The organism is Haloterrigena turkmenica DSM 5511, from assembly GCF_000025325.1.
GTDB lineage: Archaea > Halobacteriota > Halobacteria > Halobacteriales > Natrialbaceae > Haloterrigena > Haloterrigena turkmenica.
In genome coordinates, this window is the sequence record NC_013743.1 from 1,013,107 (window position 1) to 1,037,310 (window position 24,204).

At 66.3% G+C, this 24,204-nt stretch carries 23 protein-coding genes; 3 read left to right on the forward strand and 20 right to left on the reverse strand.

Features of this window, described 5'->3' with window-relative positions:
- Nucleotides 1-6: 6 nt before the first annotated feature.
- From HTUR_RS04865 to HTUR_RS04945, 17 genes are all read right to left on the reverse strand, one after another.
- Nucleotides 7-984 (reverse strand): hypothetical protein, encoded by a 978-nt coding sequence (locus HTUR_RS04865; RefSeq protein ID WP_012942188.1) that lies wholly within the window; start codon nt 982-984, stop codon nt 7-9.
- Nucleotides 985-1,044: 60 nt separating this feature from the next.
- On the reverse strand, nt 1,045-1,620 hold the full coding sequence (locus HTUR_RS04870) for a hypothetical protein (RefSeq protein ID WP_012942189.1): 576 nt from the start codon (nt 1,618-1,620) through the stop codon (nt 1,045-1,047).
- Nucleotides 1,621-1,622: 2 nt separating this feature from the next.
- A complete protein-coding gene (locus HTUR_RS04875; RefSeq protein ID WP_049941610.1) occupies nt 1,623-3,137 on the reverse strand; it encodes a hypothetical protein in 1,515 nt (504 codons plus the stop codon).
- A 142-nt stretch (nt 3,138-3,279) separates the two neighbouring features.
- Nucleotides 3,280-4,602, reverse strand: coding sequence for an outer membrane protein assembly factor BamB family protein (locus tag HTUR_RS04880; RefSeq protein WP_012942191.1), 1,323 nt, complete (start codon nt 4,600-4,602; stop codon nt 3,280-3,282).
- Between the two features lie 2 nt (nt 4,603-4,604).
- Complete coding sequence (locus HTUR_RS04885) at nt 4,605-4,976, reverse strand: DUF3209 family protein (RefSeq protein ID WP_012942192.1); 372 nt, start codon at nt 4,974-4,976, stop codon at nt 4,605-4,607.
- A gap of 75 nt (nt 4,977-5,051) precedes the next feature.
- A complete protein-coding gene (locus HTUR_RS04890; protein ID WP_012942193.1) occupies nt 5,052-6,284 on the reverse strand; it encodes a CbiX/SirB N-terminal domain-containing protein in 1,233 nt (410 codons plus the stop codon).
- Nucleotides 6,285-6,313: 29 nt separating this feature from the next.
- Complete coding sequence (locus tag HTUR_RS04895) at nt 6,314-7,045, reverse strand: hypothetical protein (protein WP_012942194.1); 732 nt, start codon at nt 7,043-7,045, stop codon at nt 6,314-6,316.
- Complete coding sequence (locus HTUR_RS04900) at nt 7,042-7,308, reverse strand: ferredoxin (RefSeq protein WP_012942195.1); 267 nt, start codon at nt 7,306-7,308, stop codon at nt 7,042-7,044. Before HTUR_RS04900 ends, HTUR_RS04895 begins: the two co-directional genes overlap by 4 nt.
- A gap of 2 nt (nt 7,309-7,310) precedes the next feature.
- The gene (gene cobJ, locus HTUR_RS04905; protein WP_012942196.1) at nt 7,311-8,348 is read right to left on the reverse strand and encodes a precorrin-3B C(17)-methyltransferase; all 1,038 of its coding nucleotides are present in this window, start codon (nt 8,346-8,348) and stop codon (nt 7,311-7,313) included.
- A gap of 20 nt (nt 8,349-8,368) precedes the next feature.
- Nucleotides 8,369-9,241, reverse strand: coding sequence for a precorrin-3B C(17)-methyltransferase (locus HTUR_RS04910; RefSeq protein WP_012942197.1), 873 nt, complete (start codon nt 9,239-9,241; stop codon nt 8,369-8,371).
- Nucleotides 9,238-10,233, reverse strand: coding sequence for a cobalt-precorrin 5A hydrolase (gene cbiG, locus HTUR_RS04915; protein ID WP_012942198.1), 996 nt, complete (start codon nt 10,231-10,233; stop codon nt 9,238-9,240). Before cbiG ends, HTUR_RS04910 begins: the two co-directional genes overlap by 4 nt.
- A gap of 225 nt (nt 10,234-10,458) precedes the next feature.
- Entirely contained in the window at nt 10,459-11,358 is a 900-nt protein-coding gene (locus HTUR_RS04920; protein ID WP_012942199.1) for a cobalt-precorrin-4/precorrin-4 C(11)-methyltransferase, read from the reverse strand.
- Nucleotides 11,355-12,185, reverse strand: a complete 831-nt coding sequence (locus HTUR_RS04925) for a cobalt-factor II C(20)-methyltransferase (protein ID WP_012942200.1) — start codon at nt 12,183-12,185, stop codon at nt 11,355-11,357. The genes HTUR_RS04920 and HTUR_RS04925 overlap by 4 nt, the downstream gene beginning before the upstream one ends.
- A complete protein-coding gene (gene cbiT / locus HTUR_RS04930) occupies nt 12,182-12,877 on the reverse strand; it encodes a precorrin-6Y C5,15-methyltransferase (decarboxylating) subunit CbiT (protein WP_012942201.1) in 696 nt (231 codons plus the stop codon). The genes HTUR_RS04925 and cbiT overlap by 4 nt, the downstream gene beginning before the upstream one ends.
- A gap of 189 nt (nt 12,878-13,066) precedes the next feature.
- The gene (locus HTUR_RS04935) at nt 13,067-13,849 is read right to left on the reverse strand and encodes a 3-oxoacyl-ACP reductase family protein (protein ID WP_012942202.1); all 783 of its coding nucleotides are present in this window, start codon (nt 13,847-13,849) and stop codon (nt 13,067-13,069) included.
- Nucleotides 13,850-13,972: 123 nt separating this feature from the next.
- Nucleotides 13,973-14,893, reverse strand: coding sequence for a glycosyltransferase (locus tag HTUR_RS04940; RefSeq protein ID WP_012942203.1), 921 nt, complete (start codon nt 14,891-14,893; stop codon nt 13,973-13,975).
- Between the two features lie 121 nt (nt 14,894-15,014).
- Nucleotides 15,015-16,325, reverse strand: coding sequence for a cobyrinic acid a,c-diamide synthase (locus tag HTUR_RS04945; protein ID WP_049941833.1), 1,311 nt, complete (start codon nt 16,323-16,325; stop codon nt 15,015-15,017).
- 542 nt (nt 16,326-16,867) lie between these two features.
- Between HTUR_RS04945 and HTUR_RS04950 the strand changes: the two genes are divergently transcribed.
- From HTUR_RS04950 to HTUR_RS04955, 3 genes are all read left to right on the forward strand, one after another.
- The gene (locus HTUR_RS04950) at nt 16,868-17,428 is read left to right on the forward strand and encodes a DUF1802 family protein (protein ID WP_012942205.1); all 561 of its coding nucleotides are present in this window, start codon (nt 16,868-16,870) and stop codon (nt 17,426-17,428) included.
- A gap of 68 nt (nt 17,429-17,496) precedes the next feature.
- Nucleotides 17,497-17,670 (forward strand): hypothetical protein, encoded by a 174-nt coding sequence (locus tag HTUR_RS27240; RefSeq protein ID WP_012942206.1) that lies wholly within the window; start codon nt 17,497-17,499, stop codon nt 17,668-17,670.
- Between the two features lie 211 nt (nt 17,671-17,881).
- Complete coding sequence (locus HTUR_RS04955; protein WP_012942207.1) at nt 17,882-18,562, forward strand: class I SAM-dependent methyltransferase; 681 nt, start codon at nt 17,882-17,884, stop codon at nt 18,560-18,562.
- Nucleotides 18,563-18,643: 81 nt separating this feature from the next.
- On the opposite strand, the gene HTUR_RS04960 is transcribed toward HTUR_RS04955, so the two are convergent.
- The 3 genes from HTUR_RS04960 to cobN form a co-directional block, all read right to left on the reverse strand.
- Entirely contained in the window at nt 18,644-19,453 is an 810-nt protein-coding gene (locus tag HTUR_RS04960) for a cobalt-precorrin-7 (C(5))-methyltransferase (RefSeq protein WP_012942208.1), read from the reverse strand.
- Entirely contained in the window at nt 19,450-20,214 is a 765-nt protein-coding gene (locus HTUR_RS04965) for a precorrin-8X methylmutase (protein ID WP_012942209.1), read from the reverse strand. The genes HTUR_RS04960 and HTUR_RS04965 overlap by 4 nt, the downstream gene beginning before the upstream one ends.
- 71 nt (nt 20,215-20,285) lie before the next feature.
- A complete protein-coding gene (gene cobN / locus HTUR_RS04970) occupies nt 20,286-24,182 on the reverse strand; it encodes a cobaltochelatase subunit CobN (protein WP_012942210.1) in 3,897 nt (1,298 codons plus the stop codon).
- Nucleotides 24,183-24,204: the final 22 nt, after the last annotated feature.

Here is a 24,204-nt window from a genome sequence, read left to right on the forward strand (position 1 = left end):
CGGTCGCTATTCCGCTTCGGCCTCCGCCTCTTCGTCGTCTTCGTCCTCGTCGGTCACCGCCGCGATGATCTCCTCGGTCATCTTCTCGCGGCTGAGGTTCGCCTTCACGTCGACGTCCTTGGCCACCGATTGCAGATCGTCGTAGGACATGATACCGAGGAAGTCCTCCAAGGTGTCACGCCGCAAGTCCTCGATGTCTTCGACCGACGGCTCGGAGTCGTCGCTCGCTTCCGCTTCGGCCTCTTCGGCCTCTTCGGTCTCGTCTTCGGATTCGTCCTCGGTCGCCTCCGCTTCGTCGCTTTCAGCTTCCGGCTCGGCTTCGTCTTCCGATTCAGCTTCGTCACCTTCGTCCTCCGACTCGGCCTCGTCTTCCGCCTCCTCCTCGTCGCCTTCATCCTCCGGCTCGGATTCGTCCTCTATTTCTTCCTCCTCACCTTCAGCTTCGGGCTCGGCCTCGTCTTCCGCTTCCTCGCCCTCATCCTCTTCCCCGAGAACGTCACCGAGTCCGCTTTCCTCACCGATGCTCTCGACGACCGACTCGATGGTCTCCTGCGTACCGCTCTCGCTTTCGGCTTCCTCGCTCTCGTCGCTCTCGGATTCGCTTTCGTCAGTATCGCTCTCGAGCAGGCCCTCGAGACCGCTCTCCCCGGAGACGCCCTGAGCCAGCGACTTGACCGACTTCTTCGCGTCGTTTTCTTCGACCGTCTCCCGGAGGGCGTCGCGAATCGACGCCGTAAGGGTCGACTGCATCTCCTTGCGGCTCTTCCCCTCCTCGAGGCCTTCGGCGATCGATTCGTGGATTCCGCGGCCGATCGCCCCGCCGAGTTCGCGCCCGACCTGCTCGCCGAACTCGCGGCCGACCGCCGCGCCGACCTCGCCGCCGTCGATGCTGTCCTCGAGGCTGCCGTCGCCGAGCACGTCGGCCACGTCGAGCTGGTCGCTCACCTCCTTGGCGACCAGCTTCCGCAGTCCGCTTTCAGCCATGGCGCTCACCTCGGGCCGTGACGGACGATCCGCCGTCGGGAAGCTGCTTTCGTACCATGGTCAGTCCTCCTCGGCTTCGACGGCGTCCTCTTCCTCGGCCTCGGACTCCTCGCCACTCTCATCGTCCGCCGCGGCTTCGTCCTCTTCGCCGTCCTCGGCCTGGCTGTCGTCGGTGTCCTCATCGCCGGACGCCTCGGACTCGTCATCCGCTGATTCGTCCGACTGTTCGTCGTCTTCCGATTCGGATTCCTCCTCTTCCTCCGCCGATTCGTCAGCTTCCTCTTCGGCCTCGACTTCTTCTTCCGCAGCCTCTTCTTCGAGATCCTCCGCTTCAGCTTCGGCTTCCTCTTCTTCGGCCTCTTCAGCTTCGACTTCCTCTTCGGCTTCTTCTTTGTCGCCGAACAGTTCCTCAAGGATCATATCACCGATCGCTCGACCGATGGATTCGCCGATCTTCCGGCCGATGAGCGCGCCGATCTGGGCGCCGATGGCCTCTCCGAGGGGCTGGTCCTCCTCGATCTTGTCCTCCCACTGTGTGCCCTCGATCAGTTCCTCGACGTCGATGTTCTGGGTGATCTTCTCGAAGTCGATGCGCTGGGCCATTGACTTGGACTCGGTGTCGGATTCTCCGCTCATCGTTAGGCTGCCTCCGCTGTTGCGTCTGACTGGTTATCTGTCCCTTCCTGCTCCTCGTCGGGTTCTAGCTGTTCGATTAGCTGCTCGAGTACCTCACTGACGACCATCGCCACGATGTCCTCGACCGGCAAGCTCGGTATGAGCCCGGCGAGACCCTTTTTCGCCCGATTTCCTGCGGCTGAGATCCGTCCGGGCGATTCGGTCGCCTCCTCGTCCTCCTCTGTGCCCTCCGCTTCTTCGTCTTCTTCGACGTCTGCTTCCTCTGGCGATTCTTCGTCTTCTCCCACCTCCGATTCGTCCGGCGTCTCTTCGTCCTCTCCGACGTCCGCTTCATCCGGCGCTTCCTCGTCTTCCGCTTCGGCCGCTTCGTCCGCCGCAGCCGCTTCCTCCTCGTCTCCGCCGCCAAAGAGCCCGCGGAGCCACTCGACCGGCTTGCCGAGAATTCCCTTCACCCAGCTGACGAGCGAGGAGATTCGGCCGCCGGATTCCGCTTCTTCTTCTTCGCCTTCGGCCGCTTCCTCGCCTTCTGCCTCCTCGCCTTCGGCTTCTTCCTCGCCGCCGAGCCCCAGCATCCCCAACAGCTTGCTAAACAGTTCCTTCGGCTTGCTCAGCAGTCCGCTGAGGAACTGCTTGGGCTTCTCGAGGAGCCCGCTGAGCATCTCTTTGGGTTTCTCAAGAATCCCGCTGAGGACCTCCTTGGCCTTCCCCGGGACCTTCTTGAGCAGTTCGAACGGCTTTTTCAGGAGCTCCTTCGCCTTGTCGATCATCGCACCGGGGCCGTCCAGCAGCCCCGTCACGGCGGACAACAGGTTCCCGAGGAGGTTGTTACTGCCCGGCCTTGCCGACACGTCGAGCTGGACCGGATTCAGGTTGACCTCGAGTCCGAGCAGGTCGAGGAACAGCCCGTCGAGGTCGAGATGGAGGATGCCGGAAGCATCGTCGCCTTCGTAGACCGCTTCGGCGTCGTCGGCGTGGCCTTCCGCGCGCTTGTCGTCGGTGAGTTCACCGGTTTCGTCTCCGACATCTCGTTCCTCTTCCTCTGCCTCCTCTTCTTCAGCTTCTTCGTCCTCTGCTTCCTCCTCCTCAGCCTCTTCTTCAGTCTCTTCGTCCTCTGCTTCCTCCTCCTCAGCCTCTTCTTCAGTCTCTTCGTCCTCTGCTTCCTCCTCCTCAGCCTCTTCTTCAGTCTCTTCGTCCTCTGCTTCCTCCTCCTCAGCCTCTTCTTCAGTCTCTTCGTCCTCTGCTTCGGCTTCTTCCTCCTCTTCAGTCTCTTCCTCAGCTTCGGTTTCTTCCTCTCCAGCCTCGGCCTCTTCCGTATCGTCTTCCGACGCGTCGTCGGCATCAGCTGTCGATTCCTCGTCGTTACCCTCCTCGGCCATCTCTGCCTGACCCCCGTCGGTCAGAACCCTGCGATCCGCTCGCGTCGCGTGCTCACCGTCGTGACGATGGCTCGAGTGATCCTCGACTGCCACGGGATCCGAACATTCCTCGGAACCATCATCTTCTAGACCCGTTGTCATTATATGCAAAACCCATGCGAGTGGGCGTTGTGGTAATTTCCCTTGCGTATGCGACTGGTGGCGGGATCGGCCGCTCGAGGCCGACTTCGGCCGGGAAAACGAGTGATGGTGAGCGGGTCTCGAACCGGTTATGGCAGCTCTCTTATTCGACCGGGGCCATGTGCAGGGCGTACTCGCCGCGGGTCTCGCCCTCGTCGTGGTAGGCCACGGGTTCCTCGATCGCCGCCAGCGTGCCGCCGTCGACGGCGGCGGCAGTCGCGATCCCCGCGAGTCGGTCGACTCGTTGCGGCCCGGACTCGAGGTCGAACCGACGAACGGCGTGGGTTTCGGGGTCGCGAACGCGGAAGTTCTGCGCGCAGGGTGCGACGATCGTCTCGCCGTCAGCGGCGAGGCCGTGAATGAAGCCCCGGACCTCGTCGTCCCACGCCAACTCGCCGTCGGCGTCGAAGGTCGCGATCCGGTGCTCGTTCGGGTGTCGGTTCTCCGTCTCGCGGCTCTCGACGGCGTAGGTGTTTCCGGTTACGAACGTCACGCGCCCGTCTGCCGCGTACGCGTGGTTCGGGTAGGCGTACAGCGTCTCGCCGTCGATCTCGGTTTCGACCGCCAGATCGATGCGCCAGCGCTCGGCGCCGCCGGGACCGAGCAGGTAGCCCCGTTTATCGCCGTGGCTCGAGACCGCGATCGAATCGCCGTCGAAGGAAACGTCGCCGACGCGCCGGTCGCCCTCGGTGCCGGGGTCCCAGGTCCACGCGAGGTCGCCCGACGCTGTTTCGAGGACGACGAGTCCGACGTCGTGATCGCCCATACAGCGGTTGTAGCCGACCGCCAGTCGCTCGCCGTCGGCGTCGAGATCGATCGCGATCGGGGAGGCGTCGGTCTCGTACGTCCAGCGCACCGTTCCGTCGGGATCGAACGCGTAGACGGTGCTGTGCCACTGGCGCGTCTCGCCGTCGCGCTCGTACCGTCGCGCGGCCGCATAGAGTCGCTCGTTGCCGTCGCCGTCGGTGCCGCTCTCGAGGGCGACCACGTACGGGAGGTAGAAGACGGTGTCCTTGACGGCCTCGCCGAGGTCGTCGACGGTGTCGTACCGCCAGCGTCGCTCGCCGGTCGCGGCGTCGTAGGCTGCAATCGTGCCAGTCTCGCCGCGGCCGGCGACGATCACAGTCTCCGCAGTATCGCCGTCGCTCTCGGTCCCGTCACCCGAGAGCGTCGTGATCCCGACCGCGTGGTCCGGATGGTCGGCCGTCCAGCGAGCCTCGAGCGAGTCCGAGTCGACCTCGCGAGCGGTGACGGTCCCGTCCCACTCGCCGGTGACGACCAGATCGCCGCCCTCGGAGACGTGAACTGCGGATCGGGTCCACATGTGGCGGCTGCGGGCCGTCTCGATCTCGCCGAGCGGGACCGACCGGAACTCGCGGTCGCCGTCCCGATCGGCTTCGCGGTCGGCGTCAGCGGTTTCGGCCATCGTCAGTCCTCTACCGGGAAGGTCTCGTGGAGGGTGTCGTGGGCGTCGCCGAGCCCGTCGACGATGTGTTCGCCCTGCGCGCTCAGTCGCTGGACCGCGCGCTCGGCGTCGCGGACCGCGACCAACCTCCCGCGGGTGTAGTCGTATTCGGGATCGTCGCTGTCCATCGCGGCGACTTCCTCTTCCAGATCGACGAGCGCGGCGTCGAGATGGCGTTCGACCTCCGCGAGGCTCTCCGCGTTGGCGAGCCCCTCGATCGGCCCCTCGAGGTGGCCCTCGAGTTCGTTCTCCGCGTGGTCGCGGGTGCTGTCGTCCCCGACGCCGAGGACGTTCATCAGTCCGAGTCGTAGCGCTTCGATTTCGTAACAGCTCATGGGTGTGTGTAGTGACTATTCTGAGTCGTGTTTTTCGTCTCGAGTGTGTCGGTGCACATCGGTCGGTTCGATCCGCTACAGCGTCTGATCGACAAGGTCGCTGACGATTCGATCCCGGTCCAAATGGTCGCCGACGATCCGCTCGGCGTCCTGGCTCGCGACGTCGCCGTACCAGATGCCGTCCGGGTAGACCGCGACCATCGGCCCGTCGCCACAGCGGCCGAGACACGACGAGCGCGTGATGCGGGCGTCGCAGTGGTCGGAGTCACGGGCCTCCTGCCGGAGGCGCTCGAGGACCGACGGCGACCCCATCTCGGCGCAGGTCTGGTTCATACAGACCGCGACGTGCTTTTCGGGCGCGTCGTGGCTGTGAGGTTCGTCGTCGACGTCCTCGCGGTCGGCGTGGGCCTCCTGATGAGCCAGCGCGCGCAGCATGGCGCGAGCGCCGCCGACGTCCTCCTCGTAGCCCTCGAGGTCGACCTTGTACTTGCAGGTGTCACAGGACATGGAGACGCTGTCCGTCCGCGCCTCCTGCCAGCGGTCGGCGAAGACGTCCAGCAGTCGGGAGTCCGTCCCGAGCGGGTCGCCGGCCAGCGCCTCGACGTACGGGTAGTCGTCGTCGAACTCCGCCGTCCAGTCGCGGACCCGCTGTGTGAGCACGCCGTCGCCGAGCATGTACGGCAGGACGACGACCGCGTCGGGGCGGTACTTCGAGAGCCCGTGGAGGGTGTCCTCGAGCGTCGGTTCCGTGACGCCGATGAAGGTCGCCTCGACGCGGTCGAATTCGCGGCCCTCGTAGAGCAGGCGGGCCAGCTTGTGCACGTCGCCGTTGGCGTCCGGATCGCTCGAGCCGCGGCCACAGAGGACGACGGCGACGTCGTCTTCCGCGCGATCGACGCCCAGTTCGGCCTCGACTTCGGCGGCGCGGTCGTCGAGTAGGTCCAAGATTGCGGGATGGATGCCCAGGTGGGCGCCGTTGTTGATCTCGAGGTCGTGTTCGGCCCGGGCCTGCTCGAGCGCCAGCGGCACGTCGTTCTTGACGTGGCTCGCGGCGAACAGCGAGCAGTGGACGACGGTTACCTGCGACGTGACGGGCGCGAGTTGCGCGAGTGCCTCGTCGATCGCCGGCTCCGCGAGTTCGAGGAACGCGGCGTCGACCGGGATGCCGAGCCGTGACTCGAGGCCGCCGGCGAGGTCTCGCACCTGTTCGTTGGACTTCTCGCGGCGGGAGCCGTGGCCCACCAGCAGGAGCGCCTCGTCGTCGAACGCGGCCGTCGTCGCGGGCGTGGTCTCGTCGGGTTTGCTCATCTTTGGAGTTCGGAATCGGGATCGGTCGGTTACTCGTCGTACGCCGTCGCCTGCTCGAGGCTCCGCTCGAGTTTGCGGCGGCGACTCGGCGCGAAGAGGCCGGTCTCCTCGCAGTCCTCGTAGAGCCACGTGCCGAACTCGGGCGCGGCGGCGTCGTCGACGCCGAACCAGTAGCCGCCCGACGATGTCTCGGAGAGGTCGTCGTACGGGGTTTCGACCGGGCTCTCGTCGATCAGGTCCTGTGCGAGTTCGAGCAGTTCCGCGTCGTCGTGGACAAAGGAGATGCCGACGGTGCCGCTCGAGGACTTGAAGCAGACGGTGCCACAGCCCTCGAGCAACCCACGCAGGAGTTCTCGGTTGTGACTCGAGAACGCGCCGAAGCGGTAGTTGCCCCGGCCGTCGACCGGGAGGCCGAGTGCGCCGCTGCGGCCGAGGAGGCCCGAGTCGTCGGTCTCGGCGTCGGCGCCGTCGTCGGCCCCGATCGACAGCGTGTACTCGTCCTCCGTGCGCGTGATGGAAGTATCGTGGGCGTAGTCTCGAGTCGTCGTCTCGTGCTCGAGGTCGCCGCCAGCGATGGCCGCGAGCACCTGTGCGGACTCCTCGTCGTTGGTGACGACCTCGATTCGGTCGTCGGAAACGTCGCCGCTGCCGGCGACGTGGCCCCAGAAGTACGCCGTCGCGGGGTGGCCCGCGAGCGGGTCCGAGGGGACCGCGATCTCGAGGGCGTCGTCGCCGTCGGCTTTCGATTCGGTCTCGCTCATTCGCCCACCTCCTCGACGACGATCGCGTCCGTCGGACAGGCCGCCGCGGCCTGCTGGGCCTCGTCGATGCGATCGTCGTCGAACGTCGCGACGACGCGCTCGACGTCGTCGGTGACCTCGCCCTCGCAGTCGTAGACCGGATCCGCGTCGGGATCGATCGTCGCGAGGCCGTCCGCGCCCTCGACGAACCGCGGGTCGCGGGTCAGGCAGGCGAAGATGCCGTCGCAGGCGTCCTTCTCGATGGTGACTTCGTATCGTGGCATCGTTAGTAATCGTACTTCGTCTCGTAGCCCCGGGGCGTGACCATCCGGTCGTCCCAGACGTAGGTGTCCTCGGTGCCGACGACGATGGTCGTCGTCATGTCAATGATCTCGCTCTCGCCGAGTTCCTCGAGTTCCTCGAGTTCGGTGATCATCACCTGCTCGTCCTCGCGGCCGGCGCCGTGGACGATGCCGACCGGCGTGTCGGGGTCTCGATGCGTGAGGAGGATCTCGCAGGCCTTCTGGAAGTTCTCGCGGCGCTTGCGGCTCCACGGGTTGTAGATCGTGATCGTGAAGTTCTCGCTGGCGACCGAGTGCAGGCGCGACTCGATCTCGGGCATCGGAACGAGGTGGTCCGACAGCGAGACCGAGACGGTATCGTTCACGAGGGGTGCACCGAGCCGTGCCCCACAGGATTGGGCCGCGGGGACGCCCGGAACCACTTCGAAGTCGACCATCGAGGCCGTCGCGCCCTTGGACTCGAGGATCTCGAGCGCCAGCCCGGCCAGCGCGTAGACGTTCGGATCGCCGCTGCCGACGATGGCGACGTCGTTGCCCGCCAGCGCGCGGTCGATCGACTCCTCCGTCCGGGAGACCTCGCCGCACATCGGCGTGTCGTAGATGTCCTCGGCCTCGTCGGTGATCTCGTCCGGAATCAGCTCGATGTAGGTCGTGTAGCCGACGATGTGGTCGGCCTCGAGCAGGGCGTCTTTCGCGCGCTCGGTCATCCCCTCCGGGTGACCGGGTCCGAGCCCGACGGCGATCAGTTGGCCGGGCTCGGCGTCGAAGTCCTCGATCGTCGCGCCGACCTCCTTCTCGTTGCTTCCCGAGTCGTCCGAACTCGAGGCTCCGCAGGAACTCGAGGACGAGGAATCGGAACTCGAAGAGGCGCCGCACTTGGTGCTACTCGAGTCGTCCGTCTCGTTCGAGGAAGCGCCGCACTTCGACTCCGAGGACGAGGTCTCGGTCTCTGTGTCGGTACTCGAGGCGCCGCACTTGGACGTCGATTCGTCGTCAGCATCTGCGTTGGTGTCCGTACTCATTGGTGTGTAGTATCTCTCTTTCAGAAGTCGTCGACGTCACGCCCGCCCCGCGGGGTGACGAGGTACGTTCGGTCGTCGTTGCTCCAGGTCTCGGTCTCGTGGTTGCCGATGATCAGCGAGGTGCCCATCCCGGAGACCTTGTCGTCGTGGTCGGCGGCCTCGCCGAGGGTCGTGATGAACTGGCTCTCGCCGTTCCGGCCGGCGTCGGCGCGGCCCGCGTCGTTGACGATGGCCACGCGGGCGTCGTCGGTGCGCTCCTCGCGGACGATCTCGACCGCCTTCTCGTAGTTTCGCCAGCAGTTGTAGAGGACAATCACGAAGTCGCTGATTGCCGCGGCGCGCAGTTTCTCCTCGATTTCGTCCCAGCCGCGCCACTTGTCCGACAGCGAGATCGTACAGAAGTCGTTGCACAGCGGCGCGCCGACGTTGGCCGCGCCGCCCAGCGCCGCCGTCATGCCGGGCACGATCTCGATCGGGACGTCCGTGGCGTCCTCCTCGTCGGCCATTTTGAAGATCAGGTCGGACTTGCCGTAGACCGACGGGTCGCCGCCGGAGACGTGGGCGACGTCCTTCCCCTCGCGGACGTAGTCGAACGCCGCGCGGGCGAGTTCGATCTGGCGTCCCATCGTCGAGCGGACGATCTCCTGCTCGAAGCCGTCCTCGCGGGTCGCGATGCCGTCCTCGTCCGTTCGCTCCTCCGAGGGGATCGTGCCGTCGTCGCGCAGGAACTCCTGGTAGAGGCTCGAGGCGATGACGACCTCCGAGGACTCGATGACCTCCTTGGCCCGCTTGGTCATGTGGTCGGGCAGGCCGGGGCCGATGCCGACGACGTAGAGGGTGCCGTGGTCGTCGGGGGTGCCGTCGCCGCTGGTAGCTGCGTCCTCGACGCTCATCGGCCGATCGCCACCGTGACCTCGTTCTCGTAGCTGATCTTCTCGAGAATCAGTTCCTGTTCAGCCCCGCCGGCGATCGCCGAGGCTTCGGAGACGCCGGGCCAGCCGATCAGCTCCTTGGACTTCGAGGGCGTCGGCCCCTCGTGGTCGAGCAGCGTCTCCTTGTCGAAGGCGACGACACCCAGATCGAGTTCCTGCGCGGCCTCGAGCAGTCCCTCCTCGTCTTCCTTTCGCGTCGCGGTGCCGACGAACTCGACGTCCTCGAGTTCGTAGTCCGTTCGCTCGAGGGCTTCCTCCCAGGCCTCGAGGAACGCCTCCTTGTCGGCGCCGGAGACGCTGCCGGTGCCGAGGACGACCCCCTCGTCTTTGTTCCGCTTGAGAACCGTCACGTCGTCGCCGACGAGGACGGCCTTCGGCCCCTCGAGTCGCTCGACGGGGCCGAGGTTATCGTCGAGCACGGCGAGGTTCGTCTTGACCGTCGAGTCGCCGTTGACGACGTGGGTGTCCATCGCCTTCGCGCGCGACTCGACGCCCTGCTTGCCAGCGGCCTCGCTGGCGGTGGTCATCGCCGGCACGGCGCCCATCGTCGCCAAGTCCTGTGCGACCTGATTCGCGCCGTGGTGGCCGCCGGTGATCGGGATGGCCCAAGTGAGTTCCTCGTCGACCACGCAGATCGCGGGGTCGTCCCACTTGTCGTCGAGCAGGTGGGCCGTCTTCCGCATCGCGATGCCCGAGGCCATCAGCCCGATGAAGCAGTCGTATTCGCCCCAGTGTTCCTCGAAGACGTCGCCGTGGTACTCGATGATGTCGATCGCCTCGTAGCGATCGCCGATCTCGGCTTTGATCTCCTCGGCGGTATCCATCTTCCGTCCGAAGGAGATGATCGCGATCTCCTCGGCTACTTCGCCGTCCGAGTCCGGCGTCGAACAGTGGCCGCCGGAATCCGTACTCGAGTCGTCTGTGCCGTCCGTGTTCTCCGTTTCTGAGCTCATGCTGAAACCTCCATCCTAATCGTAGCGAAATCGTCCTGTCCGCGTGCTATCGACCCGTTCAGACCACCGCGGGGGTGGGACTGAAAGGGGCCAGCCCGCTCGAGGAAGGCGGACGACGTAAGCACCGCAGGGAGGGAGCGCTGCGACCGACCGAGGAGCACAGCGAGTCCTCCGACTCGAGCGGGCTGGGGGCTTTCGCCGCGTTTGCGGTCCCTCCACTGGGCCTCAGTCATCGCTCGCCTCCGACTCGCTCGCACTCTCCGAAGACGAGCCTCGATTGGCCCAGTCGCCGTAGAGGAACGAGCGCTCGTAGCCCGCGCCGGTCACGGCGTCGCCGATGACGACCATCGCTGAAGCCCGATAGCCGGCCTCCTCGACCTTGTCGGCGATATCGTCGACCGTGCCGATGATCACGTCCTCGTCCGGCCACGAGGCGTGGTAGATCACCGCGACCGGCGTCTCGGGATCGTGATCGTCCTCGAGCAGCCGATCCATCGTGTCCCGAACCGCGTGGGTTCCGAGGTAGATACAGGTCGTCACGTCGCCCATCTCCACGAAATCGGTGATGTGGTCCTCCTCCGGGCTCAGGGTCTTCCCCTGGGGCCGGGTGAAGGCGACGTGGTTCGACACTTCGTTCAACGTCAACTGCGTCCGCAGCGTCGCGCTCGCGGCGAAGGCCGACGTGACGCCCGGCACGAAGTAGGTCGGGACGCCCTCGTGTTCCAGCGCGTCCATCTGTTCGAGCGCCGCGCCGTAGATGGCGGGGTCGCCGCTGTGGAGCCGGACCACGTTGTCGCCGTACTCGTAGGCGTCCCGCATCAGCGGGATCAGTTCCTCGAGGTCCTTGCCGACCGAATTCACCAACTCCGCGTGGCCGCAGTACTCGTCGAGGAGTTCGCTGTTGACAAGCGAGCCCGCGTGGACCACGAGGTCGGCGTCCTCGAGCAGTTCCTTGCCCGCGACGGTCAGCAGTCGCGGGTTGCCGGGGCCGGCCCCAACGAAGGGGATCCCTTCCTGTTCGTCGCCGGCGCTGTGCTCGAAGATCCGGTCGTCGAGTTCCTCACGGCGGCGTTCGCCCTGAGAGTCGATCGCGTCCTGCGGGTCGTTCTGCGTGTCCTCAGTCATCGGTGGCCTCCACAGTCGCCGCCCTCACAGCCCTCGGCGTGCTCGAGGGCGACTACTTCCCCGCCGTCCGCGACGGGTTCGCCGCTCGTCGCAGAGTCGTCGTCGCCCTCGCTGGCGTCCGTTCCATCGCTTTCGTCCCCGTCCTCGAGGAACGCTGCCGTCGCCTGCTCGACCTCGAGGTCTTCCTTTTCGGCGTAGGCGAGGGTGTAGTAGTCGCGCTCGTCGATCTCCTCGGGGTCGTCCGTCACCAGCGTCTCGCCCTGCTCCATGAACAGCCGGCGGCCGTAGGTCACGTCGTAGCCGGCCTCGAGGAGTCCCTCGTGGGTCGCCGGCGCGTCGGTGACCTTGAACAGGATCATCCGATCCGGGCCCGTCGGGCTCGCGCCGGACGCGGCCTCGCGCAGCGAGAGCCCGGCGCCGGCCTCGATCTCGACGCCCATCGCGGTCGCGAACGCGGTCACGGCGCTGACGCCGGGGACGATCTCGAGGTCCACATCCGGATGAAAGGCGTCGATCGTCCGGCGCAGGTGGCCGAACGTCGAGTAGACGTTCGGATCGCCCAGTGTCACGAAGGCGACGTCGCCGTCACGGGCGTTGGGCGCGATCTCCGCTGCAGCCTCCTTCCATGCGGCCCGCAGTTTCTCCTCGTCTTTCGTCATCGGGAAGTCCAAATCCCCGATCTTCGACTCGTCGACGTGCTCGAGGGCAACGGTTCGAGACAAGCGGCCCGGCGAGTAGACGACGTCGCACTCCTCGAGAACAGCCTTCCCGCGGACGGTTACGAGGTCGGCCTCGCCGGGACCGAGTCCGACGCCGTAGAGCGTCATTGGCGGTTCCCCCCGCTTTTCAAATCGCCGCGGGCGATTCGACCTACGTCGGAGCGACGCTCCGACGAGGATCGCCTCGTTTCACTCGGCTCACCACCGTCCGCAGCGACCTTCTTCCCGTCGTCTCCGTCCTCGCTCGAGTCCGGCGTCGCGCTCCCGACCAGCATGTACACCGGGTTGTCCGAGTTGAAACTCGTCGCGCCGGCGAGTTCGTAGCCGTGACTCACCTGGAACTGGACGACCTCCTCGAGAATATCCCGGTCGCGGAAGGCCGCAGTCGCCTCTCCGGCGACCTCGAGTCGCGAGACGTTCATCACGATGCGGTCGACACCGGTCTCGACGGCGTGGTCGAGGACGGCCTCGAAGTTCCGGCTCCCGCCCAGGAAGAGCGCGTCGGCGTCGTCGGGCAGCCCCTCGGGCGCTTCCGCGTTGCGCAGCTCGACGTCGGCGCGGACCGACTCCGCGTTCGCGGCGAGGTTCTTCTCGGTCGTCTCGAGCCGGTCGGCCTTCCGCTCGACGGCGGTCACGCGTCCGGCCCGCTGTGCGGCTTCGATGGTGACGGCCCCCGTACAGGAGCCGACCTCCGCGAAGTGGTCGTCCGCCTCGAGCGCGAGCTTCGAGGCGACGACGGCGCGGACCTCGGACTTCGTCGGTCCGGCCTTCGCGTCGTGTGGAAGCGCGATGGGTGGCATCACCCGTGGCAACAGCAGCCGCCCCTAAAACAATTTTGTTTGGTATAAGGCAAGTTCGCTTGCTCACCTGCGCTTGGAGTAGTCCAAGAGAGGTTGTCTAACGGCGCGAGACCGCCGACTCGAGCACGCGTGAAACCGGGCGAAGACGCGCCGTCGCGGGTTCGAATCGAAAATCGATGGGGTACCGCGCTACCACTCCATTCCGCCGTTGATCCCGATGACTTGGCCAGTCATGTACTCCGCGTAGTCGCTGGTGAGGAACCGAATCATGCCGACGATGTCCTCGGTCGTGGCGAACCGTCCCAGCGGGATGTCCTCGCGGATCTTCTCCTGGACGCGCTCGGGGACCTTCTCGAGCATGTCCGTCCTGGTGAAGCCGGGAGCGACGCAGTTGGCCGTCGAGCCGTGGCTGGCCAACTCGAGGGCGAGCGTCCGAGTGAAGGCGAACAGGCCGCCCTTCGAGGTCGCGTAGTTGGCCTGCCCGTAGTTGCCCTGCTGGCCGACGACGCTCGAGATGTTGATGAGCCGACCGTGGTTGGACGCCTTGATGTCCTCGTAGAACGCCTTCGTGCAGTTGAACGTCCCGGTTAAGTTGACGTCGATGACCTGCCGCCAGTCCTCGTAGGTCATGTCCTCGAACTTCCGATCGATCGTGATCCCCGCGTTGTTGACGAGGACGTCGATCTCGCCGAGCTCCTCGCGTACCTCCACGGCCATTCGCTCGACCTGCGTCGGGTCGGAGATGTCGGCTTGTACCGGGACGGCCGTCTCGCCGTTCTCTTCGATCGTGCTCGTGACCTCGAGGGCGCGGTCCTCGGCCGAGCGATAGTTGACGGCAACGTCGGCGCCGGCGCGGGCGAGTTCGAACGCGATGTCGCGGCCGATCCCGCGGGACGATCCGGTGACGAGGCAGGTGCGGTCGGTCAGCGGTCTTCGCTCCAGCGGCTCGAGTCGGTGGACGGTTTCGGACATACGATCGATGCTACGCCCGCATTCGTGTTAACTATTTGACTATATATCAGTAGCTGTGACTACCACTCCACGATTCCATTCCAATCCGAACGGACGGACTCGAGTCGTCTCGACGTCTCCGACTCACTCCGCCTCGACCGAGACGTCGAACTTGCTGTGCCACCGGTAACGCCGCCCGCCCCAGACGAACGTCCGTCGGACGAGGCCGTACGCGAGCAGCGGAATCGCCGCCAGCGCGACCGGATACGCCGCGAGGAACGTCCATCGACGAACGCCGAACGCGGCGTAAACGCCGGCCATCGCGGCCGTCAGTAGCACCAGCGCGGGGAGCGGAAACAGCACGCAGCCGGCGGTGAGTACCGTTCCGAGGACGAACTGGCCGACGATAGCGGTCGGTTCGTGGTGACGGACGATCTTCGTGAATCGGACCTGGTTCTCGAGCGTCTCGCGGACCGAGCCACCGATCTCGACGCGGCGCGTCCGCCCGACGCTCGTGATATCGGCGTACTCCATGAGGAGGCCGTCGTCGCTCACCGTCCGCCGGAGGTCCGAGAGGAAGGCCGCCTCGTCGATGTCGTCGCGTTCGAAGACGAGCGACCCGCCCCAGGGAACGCCCCCTTGAGAGACGGCGAGCGTTCCGCTGAGAACGTGGGTCGGCTCGAGGAGTCGGGCGAGCGGATCCCGGCCGACGAAGACCGGGACTTCCGTGGTCGGTCCGTACCGTTCGTAGTCGCGGCGCAGTCCGTCTAGCCAGTCGGGCGGATGGTGATAGTCGTCGTCGGACCAGACGAGGCGATCACACTCGGCCGCGTCCATTCCGGCCGCGATCGCGTTCGCCTTCCCGGAACAGCCCTCGGGTTCGCCCGCGACCACCAGCCTGACGTCGTCCGGGCGGTCGTCGATTCGCTCGGCGACCGACTCGACCGCCCTGTCACAGACCACGAGGAGTTCGTCCCCCGGACGCAGTTGCGCGGCGATCTCTTCGCAGGCGTCGTTCCACCCCGTCGTGGGTAGAATGACGCTGACCGGCGTTGGCTCTACCATGTACTCCCTATCGACCACCTTATAATTAAATGACAGGTGATCGGAGCGGAGTCAGCTATCAACTCACGATTAGCGGCGCGTCGGTCGAGACTATCGAATCGGTCGAACGCGATCGCCGCGGTCAGCGACCGCTCTCCTCGAGGAACCGATCGAACGCGCCGCTCTCGGCGTGGACGTGGACGTACGTCCCCAGCGAGTCGTACTCGGTCAGGCCGTCGTGATTCCCGTCGATGCCGTCGCCCCGCACGGTCTCGAAGGCGAAGCGAGCGTCGCCGTCGACGTCGGCGCTCGAGTAGTGGAACTCGTGGCCCCGAATCGTCTCGCCGGCGCCGGCAGTGAGCGTCCCCTCGAGGGCCTCGCACTCGACGTGATCGAGCGCCTGATAGCGGTCGTGCATGGTGACGTCTGCCGGAAGGATCCCGGCCATCTCGTGACGGTCGCCCTCCACGGTGGTCAGCGACTGACTCATGGCCATCAGCCCGCCACACTCGCCGAGGACCGGCAGTCCCTCGCGCGCGAGCGCTCCGAGTTCGTCGAGCGTGTCGCTGGCCTCGAGGCCGTCGGCGTGGAGTTCGGGGTAGCCGCCGGGGAGGTAGACGCCGTCGCAGTCGGGGATGGAATCGCCCGCAACCGGTGAGAATGTGACCAGTTCGGCGCGCTCGCGGAACCGCTCGATCGTCGCCGGATACCGGAAGCAGAAGGCGGCGTCGCTGGCGACGGCGATCGTGGCGTCGATGGGTTCAGGGGAGTCCTCGAGTGACCGCTCCGGCGCGGGCGGCTCCGTCGCGACCGCGGCCAGCCGTTCGGCCTCGAGCGACTCCGCGGCCTCCCGCAACGCGTCTCTGGGGAGGGCGGCCTCCGCGCCCATCTCGAGGCCGAGGTGCCGATTGGGAATCTCGAGGTCGTCGTTCGGCGGGATCCGCCCGAAGTACTCGAGGTCGTCGGGGAGGGCGTCGCGAATGCCCTGCTCGTGACGGCCACCGTGGGCCCGCTGGGCGACGACGCCGGCGACCTCGATATCGCGGCCGATCGCGTCGGCGTACTCCTTGAAGCCCAGCGCGGTCGCGGCGACGCTCTCCATGCCGGCCTTGGCGTCGACGACGAGGACGACGGGTAACTCGAGCGCTTCGGCGACCATCGCCGTGCTCGAGCCGTCGCCGTCATAGAGGCCCATGACGCCCTCGACGACGCAGATATCGCCCTCGCCTCGCTGGTAGTTTCGCCGCAGGCCATCCTCGCCGCAGAGCCAGAGATCGAGCGTGCGGGAGGGCCGGCCCGCGATCGCCTCGTGGTGGCTCGGATCGATGAAGTCCGGGCCCGCCTTGGCCGGCTGGACCGCGTAGCCGGCGTCCTCGAGGGCCTGCACGATCGACAGCGTCGCGACCGTCTTCCCGACGCCGGAGCTGACGCCGCCGAGGACGAATCCGTTCATCATTGTGGTTTCGTTCGCACAACTGAACTTGAATCCGTCGGTGGGGAGTACGAACGGCTCGACGAGTACTGAGTGAGGAACCTCGAGAAGGGTTCGAGTGAAAATGAGCGTTCTGCTATCGTGGCGACAGGTTATCGCCACACCCTCTCCAGCCGATTTCTGCTCGCGAGCCAACGGCTCGCTCGCATGGTTCGCGGAACCGTCGGTTCCGCGCTAACGCTCATTCACTTCGTTCACTCGCTCATCCACTGTCAGAGCAACCTCTGACAAGCTGCTGAAAAATCTCCGATTTTTCGCATCATGAGACGGCTTCGCCGTCTCGAACGACTTCGCTCGTGAAACTCGCGAAGACCTCGCACGATTTCGTCGATCGGCCCTCACAGTCGTTCGGACCGATCGTCGGCGCGCGCCACCGCAAACCGAGTTCGGGATCAAACCGTTCTGTAGCGATCTGTACAGTACACAGCAATCGATACCCGAGAAGCAGTCCGAGGCGACCGAAACCGAGTTGGGAGTGGTCCGCGTTCGAGGAACCGAGACCAATGAGCGACGCGAGAAATGCTACCGAGACGGTGCCGGCACTGAAGGAGCGCGCCGGCGTCGTCAACGCCCTGCTCGACGGCACGCAGACCGTGCTCGTTCGCCACCCGACGCTCGATCCAGGCACGATCGACGACGAATTCGTGCTCTATCCGGCCTATAGCCATCAGGACCCCGCGCGGTACCAGTCGCGATACGAGCACTACTACCATCGCTCGAGCGCGAAACCCGACGCCGGCGTGCCGATCCGCGCCGTCGCCGACGTCCGCGAGGAATACCGCGTCTCGAGTGACGCCCTCGAGGCGCTGGCTCGCCACTACGTCTACACGCCGGACGGCCTGCGCGACAAGTACGACCCGGAGGACGACCTGCGCGTGCTGTTGCTTCGCGTGTCGGCGCTCGTGTCACCGCGACTCGTCGAGGAGCGGGGCAGCTACCGCGGCTGTCGCGCGTGGATCGACCTCGAGGACGACGTCGACGTCGATACCGAGGCCTCGCTCCCCGTGCTCGACGACGTGGCGTTCGCGGAGCGACGGGCCGCGGTTCGGGGCGTCCTCGAGTGACGTGGCGGCCGGTTCGAACCACCGACGAACTTAACCGCTCGAGTCGGCTACGACCGTCGGATCGAACTATGAGTGGGAAAAGCGGGAGTGACACCGAGATCGAGCACCACCTTCGGGAAGCGCTGCAGCACTTGAGCGAGGCCCGCGATGCCGACGACCTCCGAAAGACCAACGCCGTCGCGCTCGAAGAGGTCGAGAACACCGTTTCGACGGTCCTGCGGGAGTACGAGCAGGACGAGTGAGGCCGATCCGATCGGCCGCTCCAGCGCAGGGGTGCCGTCCGCGGCCGGCCGATCGAGACGGGGACGTCCGTAGCCTCGCGCGGAGTCTCACCACGATGCCGGTTCTCGAAACAGTTATTTTGTTCGGCGAATGATTGCAGGGAACAATGTCGTTCGAAGATCGTCGGATCGGTTCGAACCGATCCGCAGGCCGGACCAGGGGTGGCCAGTCGTGACGACTCGAGACGACGAGGCCGTTAAAGAGCGCGTCCAGCAGTATTGGGACGACCGTTCGGAGTCGTACGACGGAGACAGCCAACATGCCATCCACAGCGACGAGCAGCGCGACGCGTGGCTGTCGATCCTCCGGGACTGGACCGGTGACGGTGACCCACCTCGGCGAACTCTCGACGTCGGCTGTGGAACGGGCGTCATCTCGCTGTTGCTGGCCGAACTCGGTCACGTCGTCACCGGAGTCGACCTCTCGACGGACATGCTCGAGCGCGCTCGAGCGAAAGCTCGCGACCGCGACCGGTCGGTCGAGTTCCGAAACGGGGACGCGGAATCGATTTCGGCTCCCGAAAACGCGTACGATCTGGTGACGGCCCGGCACCTCGTCTGGACGCTGCCGAATCCGTTGGCGGCGATTCGCGAGTGGCAACGAGTCGTCCGTCCGGGCGGCCGGATCGTCCTGATCGAAGGCCACTGGGACTTCGACGAGGCGTTCGACGGCTATCAGGAGATCCACGACGAGTTGCCGCTGTACGACGGACGGCCGCCCGAAGAGTTGGTCGACGTACTCGAAGAACACGGGCTCGAGCGGGTCGAGTACGAGCCGCTAATGGAGTCGGTGCTCTGGGGCGAAGAGCCGAACTACGAGCAGTACGTCGTCGCTGGCCACGTTCCGGAATAAGACGGGACGGCGGAGACCGACCGCAGACGGCGACCGACGGGTCGCCCGCGATAGCCTCGACCGATCCGTCCGGTCGTTCGACTACGGCACCGGCTGCCGAACGGCGAGCACGACGAGATCCGAGAACGGCGTGTCTTCCGTTCCGGTTCCACCGGCGTGCTCGGACAACTCCGCCAGCGTGAACCGGTGGATCTCTTCGTCCTCGTGAGTCAGCTTCTCGAGGACCAGCGCCTCGAGGTTCGGATCAGCACCCTCCTCGAGCAGGAAGGCGGCGATATCTCCAGGCATCCGGTCGTAGGGCCGGGGGAGCACGAGCAGATGGCGCTCGTCGACCGTCCCGGCGGCCGCGAGGCGTTCCATATCGGCCTCGAGGCCGCCGCTCTTGTGGAGCGTGACGAACTCGGTGTCCTCCATCGGCGTGCGGGCGCGGCTGGCGGCCAGCTGGAGCGAGGAGATACCGGGGACGATCCGAACGGATCTCGGATCGACGTCGCGGTTCCTCGCCTCCCGTTCGACCGCATCTTGCACCTTTCCGACGAACTGGTAGCCCGAGTGGTTGGGGTCGCCCATCGCGACGGCGGTTCCCGACTCGCCGGCCGCGACGCGCTCGCCGAACGCCTCGAGCGCCTCGGCCTCGTCCTTGTACCCGCAGGTCAGCAGGTCGGCGTCGGTCAGGTCCTCGACGAACTCCACGACGGTGGTAAAGCCGACGACGACATCGGCCTCGCGGATCGCCCGTTCGCCTCGCGGAGTCAGATACTCTTGATTGCCGGGTCCGACGCCGACGGCGTAGACGGGGTCCTCGGTCTCCTCGTCGATGTTCGGCTCCGGCGCTGCCGCCGCGAACGTCGCCGGATCCGGCCCCGCCTCGAGGTCGTACTCGTCGCTCATGCGTCCTCGTTGTCCTCGGATTCAGCTTGTGCCGCTCGAGCCTCGGCCGTCAGTTCCAGTTCGAGGTCATCGGTCCGCACGTCTTTCGCGACGTGGATCAGTTCGTTCGTAAGCGCCGCGGCCAGTCCGCTGCCGCCGCGGCGGCCGACGTTCGTGATCGCGGGCACGTCGTATTCCTCGCTGACCTCGCGGATCCGCTGACGGCTCTCCTCGGCCTTGACGAAGCCGACGGGCGTCGCGACGATGGCGGCGGGCCGGGTGCCGTTCTCGATGCAGTCCGCCAGCGCGAAGGCGGCCGTCGGCGCGTTGCCGATCGTCGCGATCGCGCCGTCGTAGACGCCCTGCTTGTCGAGTTCGAGCACCGAGGCCGCGGTACGGGTCATCCCCGTTTCCTTCGCGAGCTCGGCGCCGTTACCGATCGCCTTGCGCTTCTCGCAGTTGTGGCCCCGAGAGGTGATCCCGGCCTTGGACATCGTGATGTCCGTGACGATCGTCGCCTCGTCGAGGACCGCTCGAGCGCCGGCGCGAACGGGCGCGTCCTCGTCGTCGCCGAGGTCATCGCTGCCCGTGAACTCGATCAGGTGCTGGAACTCGATGTCGCCCATCGAGTGGACCGACTTCTGGCGGATTCGGTCGGCCAGCGTCTCGTCCGGCACGAACTGCCGGACGATGTCCATGCTCGTCTCAGCGATATCCATCGCGTTCTGTGTCGTCGCGCCCAGATCGGCGTACTCCTGCTCGAACTCCTGGCTGTCACTCATGGCTCTCACTCTCCGGGCCTCGCGTATCGTTCGACGGCCGAACACCTTCGCCGGTCGCTGCGACCGTCCGGTCAGTCATCCTGGGCCACCTCGGCGCCCACGGCGTCGTTGGTCGTGCGCGCCTCGAGGTCGCCCTCGACCTCGAGGTTCAGGTCGCGCAGTCGGTCGACGGTCTCGTCGTCGGCGTCCCAGAGGTCGCGTTCGATCGCCTCGAGCAACGTGTCCGTGATGGACTCGAGCGCCCACGGGTTGACGTCGCGCATCCATTCTTGGCGAGCGTCGTCGAAGGCGAACTTCTCGGCGACTTCCTCCCAGAGCGTATCGGAGACGACGCCGGTGGTGGCGTCCCAGCCCAGCGTCACGTCGACGGTCGTCGAGAGATCCCCTGCGCCCTTGTAGCCGTGTTCCTCCATCGACTCGAGCCAGTCGGGATTCAAGACGCGCGAGCGCATCGCCTTACGGACCTTCTCCTCGTTCGTGTAGACGTCGACGTTGTCGGGGTCCGAGGAGTCGCCGACGTAGGAGGCGGGCTCCTCGCCCGAAATCTCCGACACGGCGGAGATGAACCCGCCGTGGAAGGCGTACCAGTCCGAGGAGTCGAACTCGTCTTGCTCCATCGTGTCCTCGATCTTGACCGTCGCGTCGACTGAAGAGAGCCGGCGTTCGAAGGCGTCGTGGGCGTCGGAGACTCGGCCGCGCGAGCCCATCGCGTAGCCGCCCCACTGGATGTAGACGCTGGCGAGGTCCGAACGGTCGTCCCAGTTGCCCTCGTCGACGGCCTTGTTCGTCCCGGCGCCGTAGCCGCCGGGTTTGGTGGTGAAGACGCGGTGTTTCGCGGCCTTGCGGGCGTCGGATTCGTCGAGCCCTTCCTCGTCCTCGAGTTCGGCCTGCTCTTCCTCGACGTGTTTCTTCACGTAGTTCATCTCGAGGGGTTCGTCAAGGTCGACGACGGCGTCGACGGCGTCGTGGATGACCCCCGCCGCGGCGGGGAAGGCGTCGCGGAATAGCCCGGAGACGCGCGTGGTGACGTCGATTCGGGGTCGGTCGAGTTCCTCGAGCGGGATCGGCTCGACGTCGTCGATCCGGCCGGCGTCCGTCCACTTGGGTTCGACGCCCATCATCGCGAGCACCTGGGCGATCGTCTCGCCGCGGGTGCGGACGGTGGGGGTCCCCCAGGCGACCACGCCGATCTCTTCGGGGTACTCGCCGTTCTCCGAATGATGGCGCTCGAGAACGCCCTCCGCGACTTCGCTCCCGACCTGCCACGCGGCCTTCGCGGGTACCTTCCGCGGGTCGAGCGTGTAGAAGTTCCGCGCGGTCGGCAGCAGGTCGACGCCGCCGCGGGTCGGCGCGCCCGATCCGCCGGGGGGTACGTACTCGCCCGAAAGGGCGTCCGCGGTTCTGGGGATCTCGTCCTCGGCGCCCTGGACGCGGGGCTGGGCCTCCTCGCAGATGTACGCGAGGACTTCGCGGAGGTCGTCGTGGGCGCGCGATTTGGCCCGCGCGTCGCCGATCGTCTCGAGGTCGACGACGAGGAGATTCATGTTCACTTCGTCCTCAGGACCGGCTTCGCGCTCCGATTCCGGCACGTCGAAGTCGTGTTCCGCGAGCGTCTCGATCAGATCGACGCTCGTCTCGTGGACCGCGTCGGCGGCCTCGGCGTAGGTCATGCCGAGGGCCTCGCCGTACTCTCCGGGCGACTCGAGCATCTTCTCGTAGTCCACGCCGAGCGCACCGGCCACGCTCTCGCGCAGGCTCGGCGCGCCGGGGTTCTCGAGTCGGGTCAGCGCCACGAGGTACTCCACGAGGCGCTCGTCGGCCGGCGGCTCGGACATCGTGTGTAGCCCCAGCCGGATCTGGGTCGTCTTGACGTCAGTCAGGTACTCGTGGACGCGTTCGACGAGTTCGTCGACGTCGACTTCGTCTCCCGTGACTTCACCCTCGGCGAGACTCGAGCCCGCTTCGTCGGGGCCGCGAACGTCGGCTTTCTCGTCGATGGTGCCCTCGATTCCCAACTCGACCGCGAGATCGAGTTCTTCGACCGTCTCGCGGATGAGCGTCTCGAGGTGGTCGCCGTCGTCGGCGCGGGCGTCTTCCATCCCCGCTTCGCGGTACTGGTTCGCGAGTTCCTCGAGTTCCGAGAGTTCGTCGTACGTCCCGGCCGACCGCATGACCGGGGTCAGGTAGTCGACGATGGCGGCGTAGGAGCGCCGTTTGGCCTGGGTTCCCTCGCCGGGGTTGTTCACGATGTAGGGGTAGACGTTCGGGATGTCGTCGATCAACTGATCGGGTGCGCTCGCGCCGTTCAGGCCGACCGTCTTGCCGGGGAGCCACTCGAGGCTGCCGTGGGTTCCCAGATGAACGACCCCGTCGGCTCCGAACGCGTTGCGCAGCCAGCCGTAGAACGCGTAGTAGTCGTGTGGCGGCTGCAGGTCCGAGTCGTGGTAGACCTTCGAGGGATCCATTCCGAAGCCGCGCGGGGGCTGGACAGTGACGAGGACGTTACCGAACTCGACGCCCGGAATCGCGAACGGACGGTCCGGAACCTCGCCCCACTCGTCGATGATGTTCTCCTGAAAGCGCTCGTCGGCGTCGGCGAACCACTCTTCGTAGGTGTCTGGCGAGACCACGTCGACGGAGAGGTCGCGAACGTCTTCGGGGGCGACCCAGCGGTCCTCGAGGGTTAGCTGTGCGGTCAGCTTCTCGACCAGCGTCTGGCCGTCCTCGGGCAGCTCGTCGCCCAGATCGTACCCGCGAGCCTCGAGTTCCTCGAGCAGGTTCACCGTCGACTCGGGCGAATCGAGACCGAACGCGGTGCCGATGCCGTCGTCGCTCGGCGGGTAGTTGTGCAGGACGACGGCGACCTGTTTGTCCTCGTTCGGCGTGTGTCGGAGTTCGGCCCAGTTGACCGCCAGCCGCGTGGCGTGGTCGACCCGGTCCTCGATGGGGAAGTGGTGTTTCGGCGCCGACCCGATGCCGGCCTCGTCGTCGGTGCGTTCCTTCCCCGAAATCGGGTGGGTGATGACGTTGCCGTCGAACTCCGGCAGCGCCACGGAGAGGGCGAGTTCGAAGCCCATCACGCCCGTGTCGCTGGACTCGTACCGGGATCGGGAGCGCATCGTGGTGACCGTCTGGAGGACCGGGACGCCGAGGCGGTCGAGGAAGACGTCTTCGGCGCTCTGGCCCTCGTCGCTGGCGCTGCGGCCACGCTCGTCCATCGAGAGGGAGAACATGAACGAGGAGAGCACGGCGTCCACGACTGGTTGTCCCGCATCGTCCAGCAGCCAGTTGTCCGTCACCCACTCGGCGTCCTCCTGCTCCTCCGTATCAGTGGCCGGGTTACAGAAGATCGGCAGGGCGTTCGCGCCCTGCTCCTCGAGCGCCCGGACCTGCGCGTCGACGTAGCGGGTGTTCTCGTGGGTCCAGTGGGACTCGTAGAACCAGATCGCGACCGTCGGCTTCCCGGGGTCGTGGGTCTCGAGCAGTTCCTCGTACCCGATCCCCGGGTGGTCGGGGTGGTAGACCCCCTCCGTCGGCAGTTCGGTGGGCTCGTCGTACTCAACATCGCGGCCCTCGTACTCCGCGACCAGAAATCGGCACAGGTTGGCGACGTTGATCGTCCCGCCCTTCTCCAGGTAGTCGTAGACGAGGTCGCGATGGCCCTCCGAGACGGTCGTATCCTCGAATGCGAAAGCGTCGCCGGTCGCCTTGACGATCAGCGGCACGCCCGCCTCCTCGAGGTCGCCGGTCGCGTAGTCGTAGCCCGGCATGCTGTCTTCGGCCCCGTGCAGCCAGAAGATGGCCGCCGCGGCGTCGTGCAATTCCTCGACGAACTCCTCGACGGCGGCCTCGTCCTCGAGGTCGCTTTCCGAGCGAACGACGAGGTCGATATCCTCGAGTCGCTGGGCGGCCCGGCCGATCGAGCCGAGTTCGTTCTCCGTGGCGGTGTAGATCCCGATCGTAGTCATCGCGTTTTTAAACCTCTGTTGT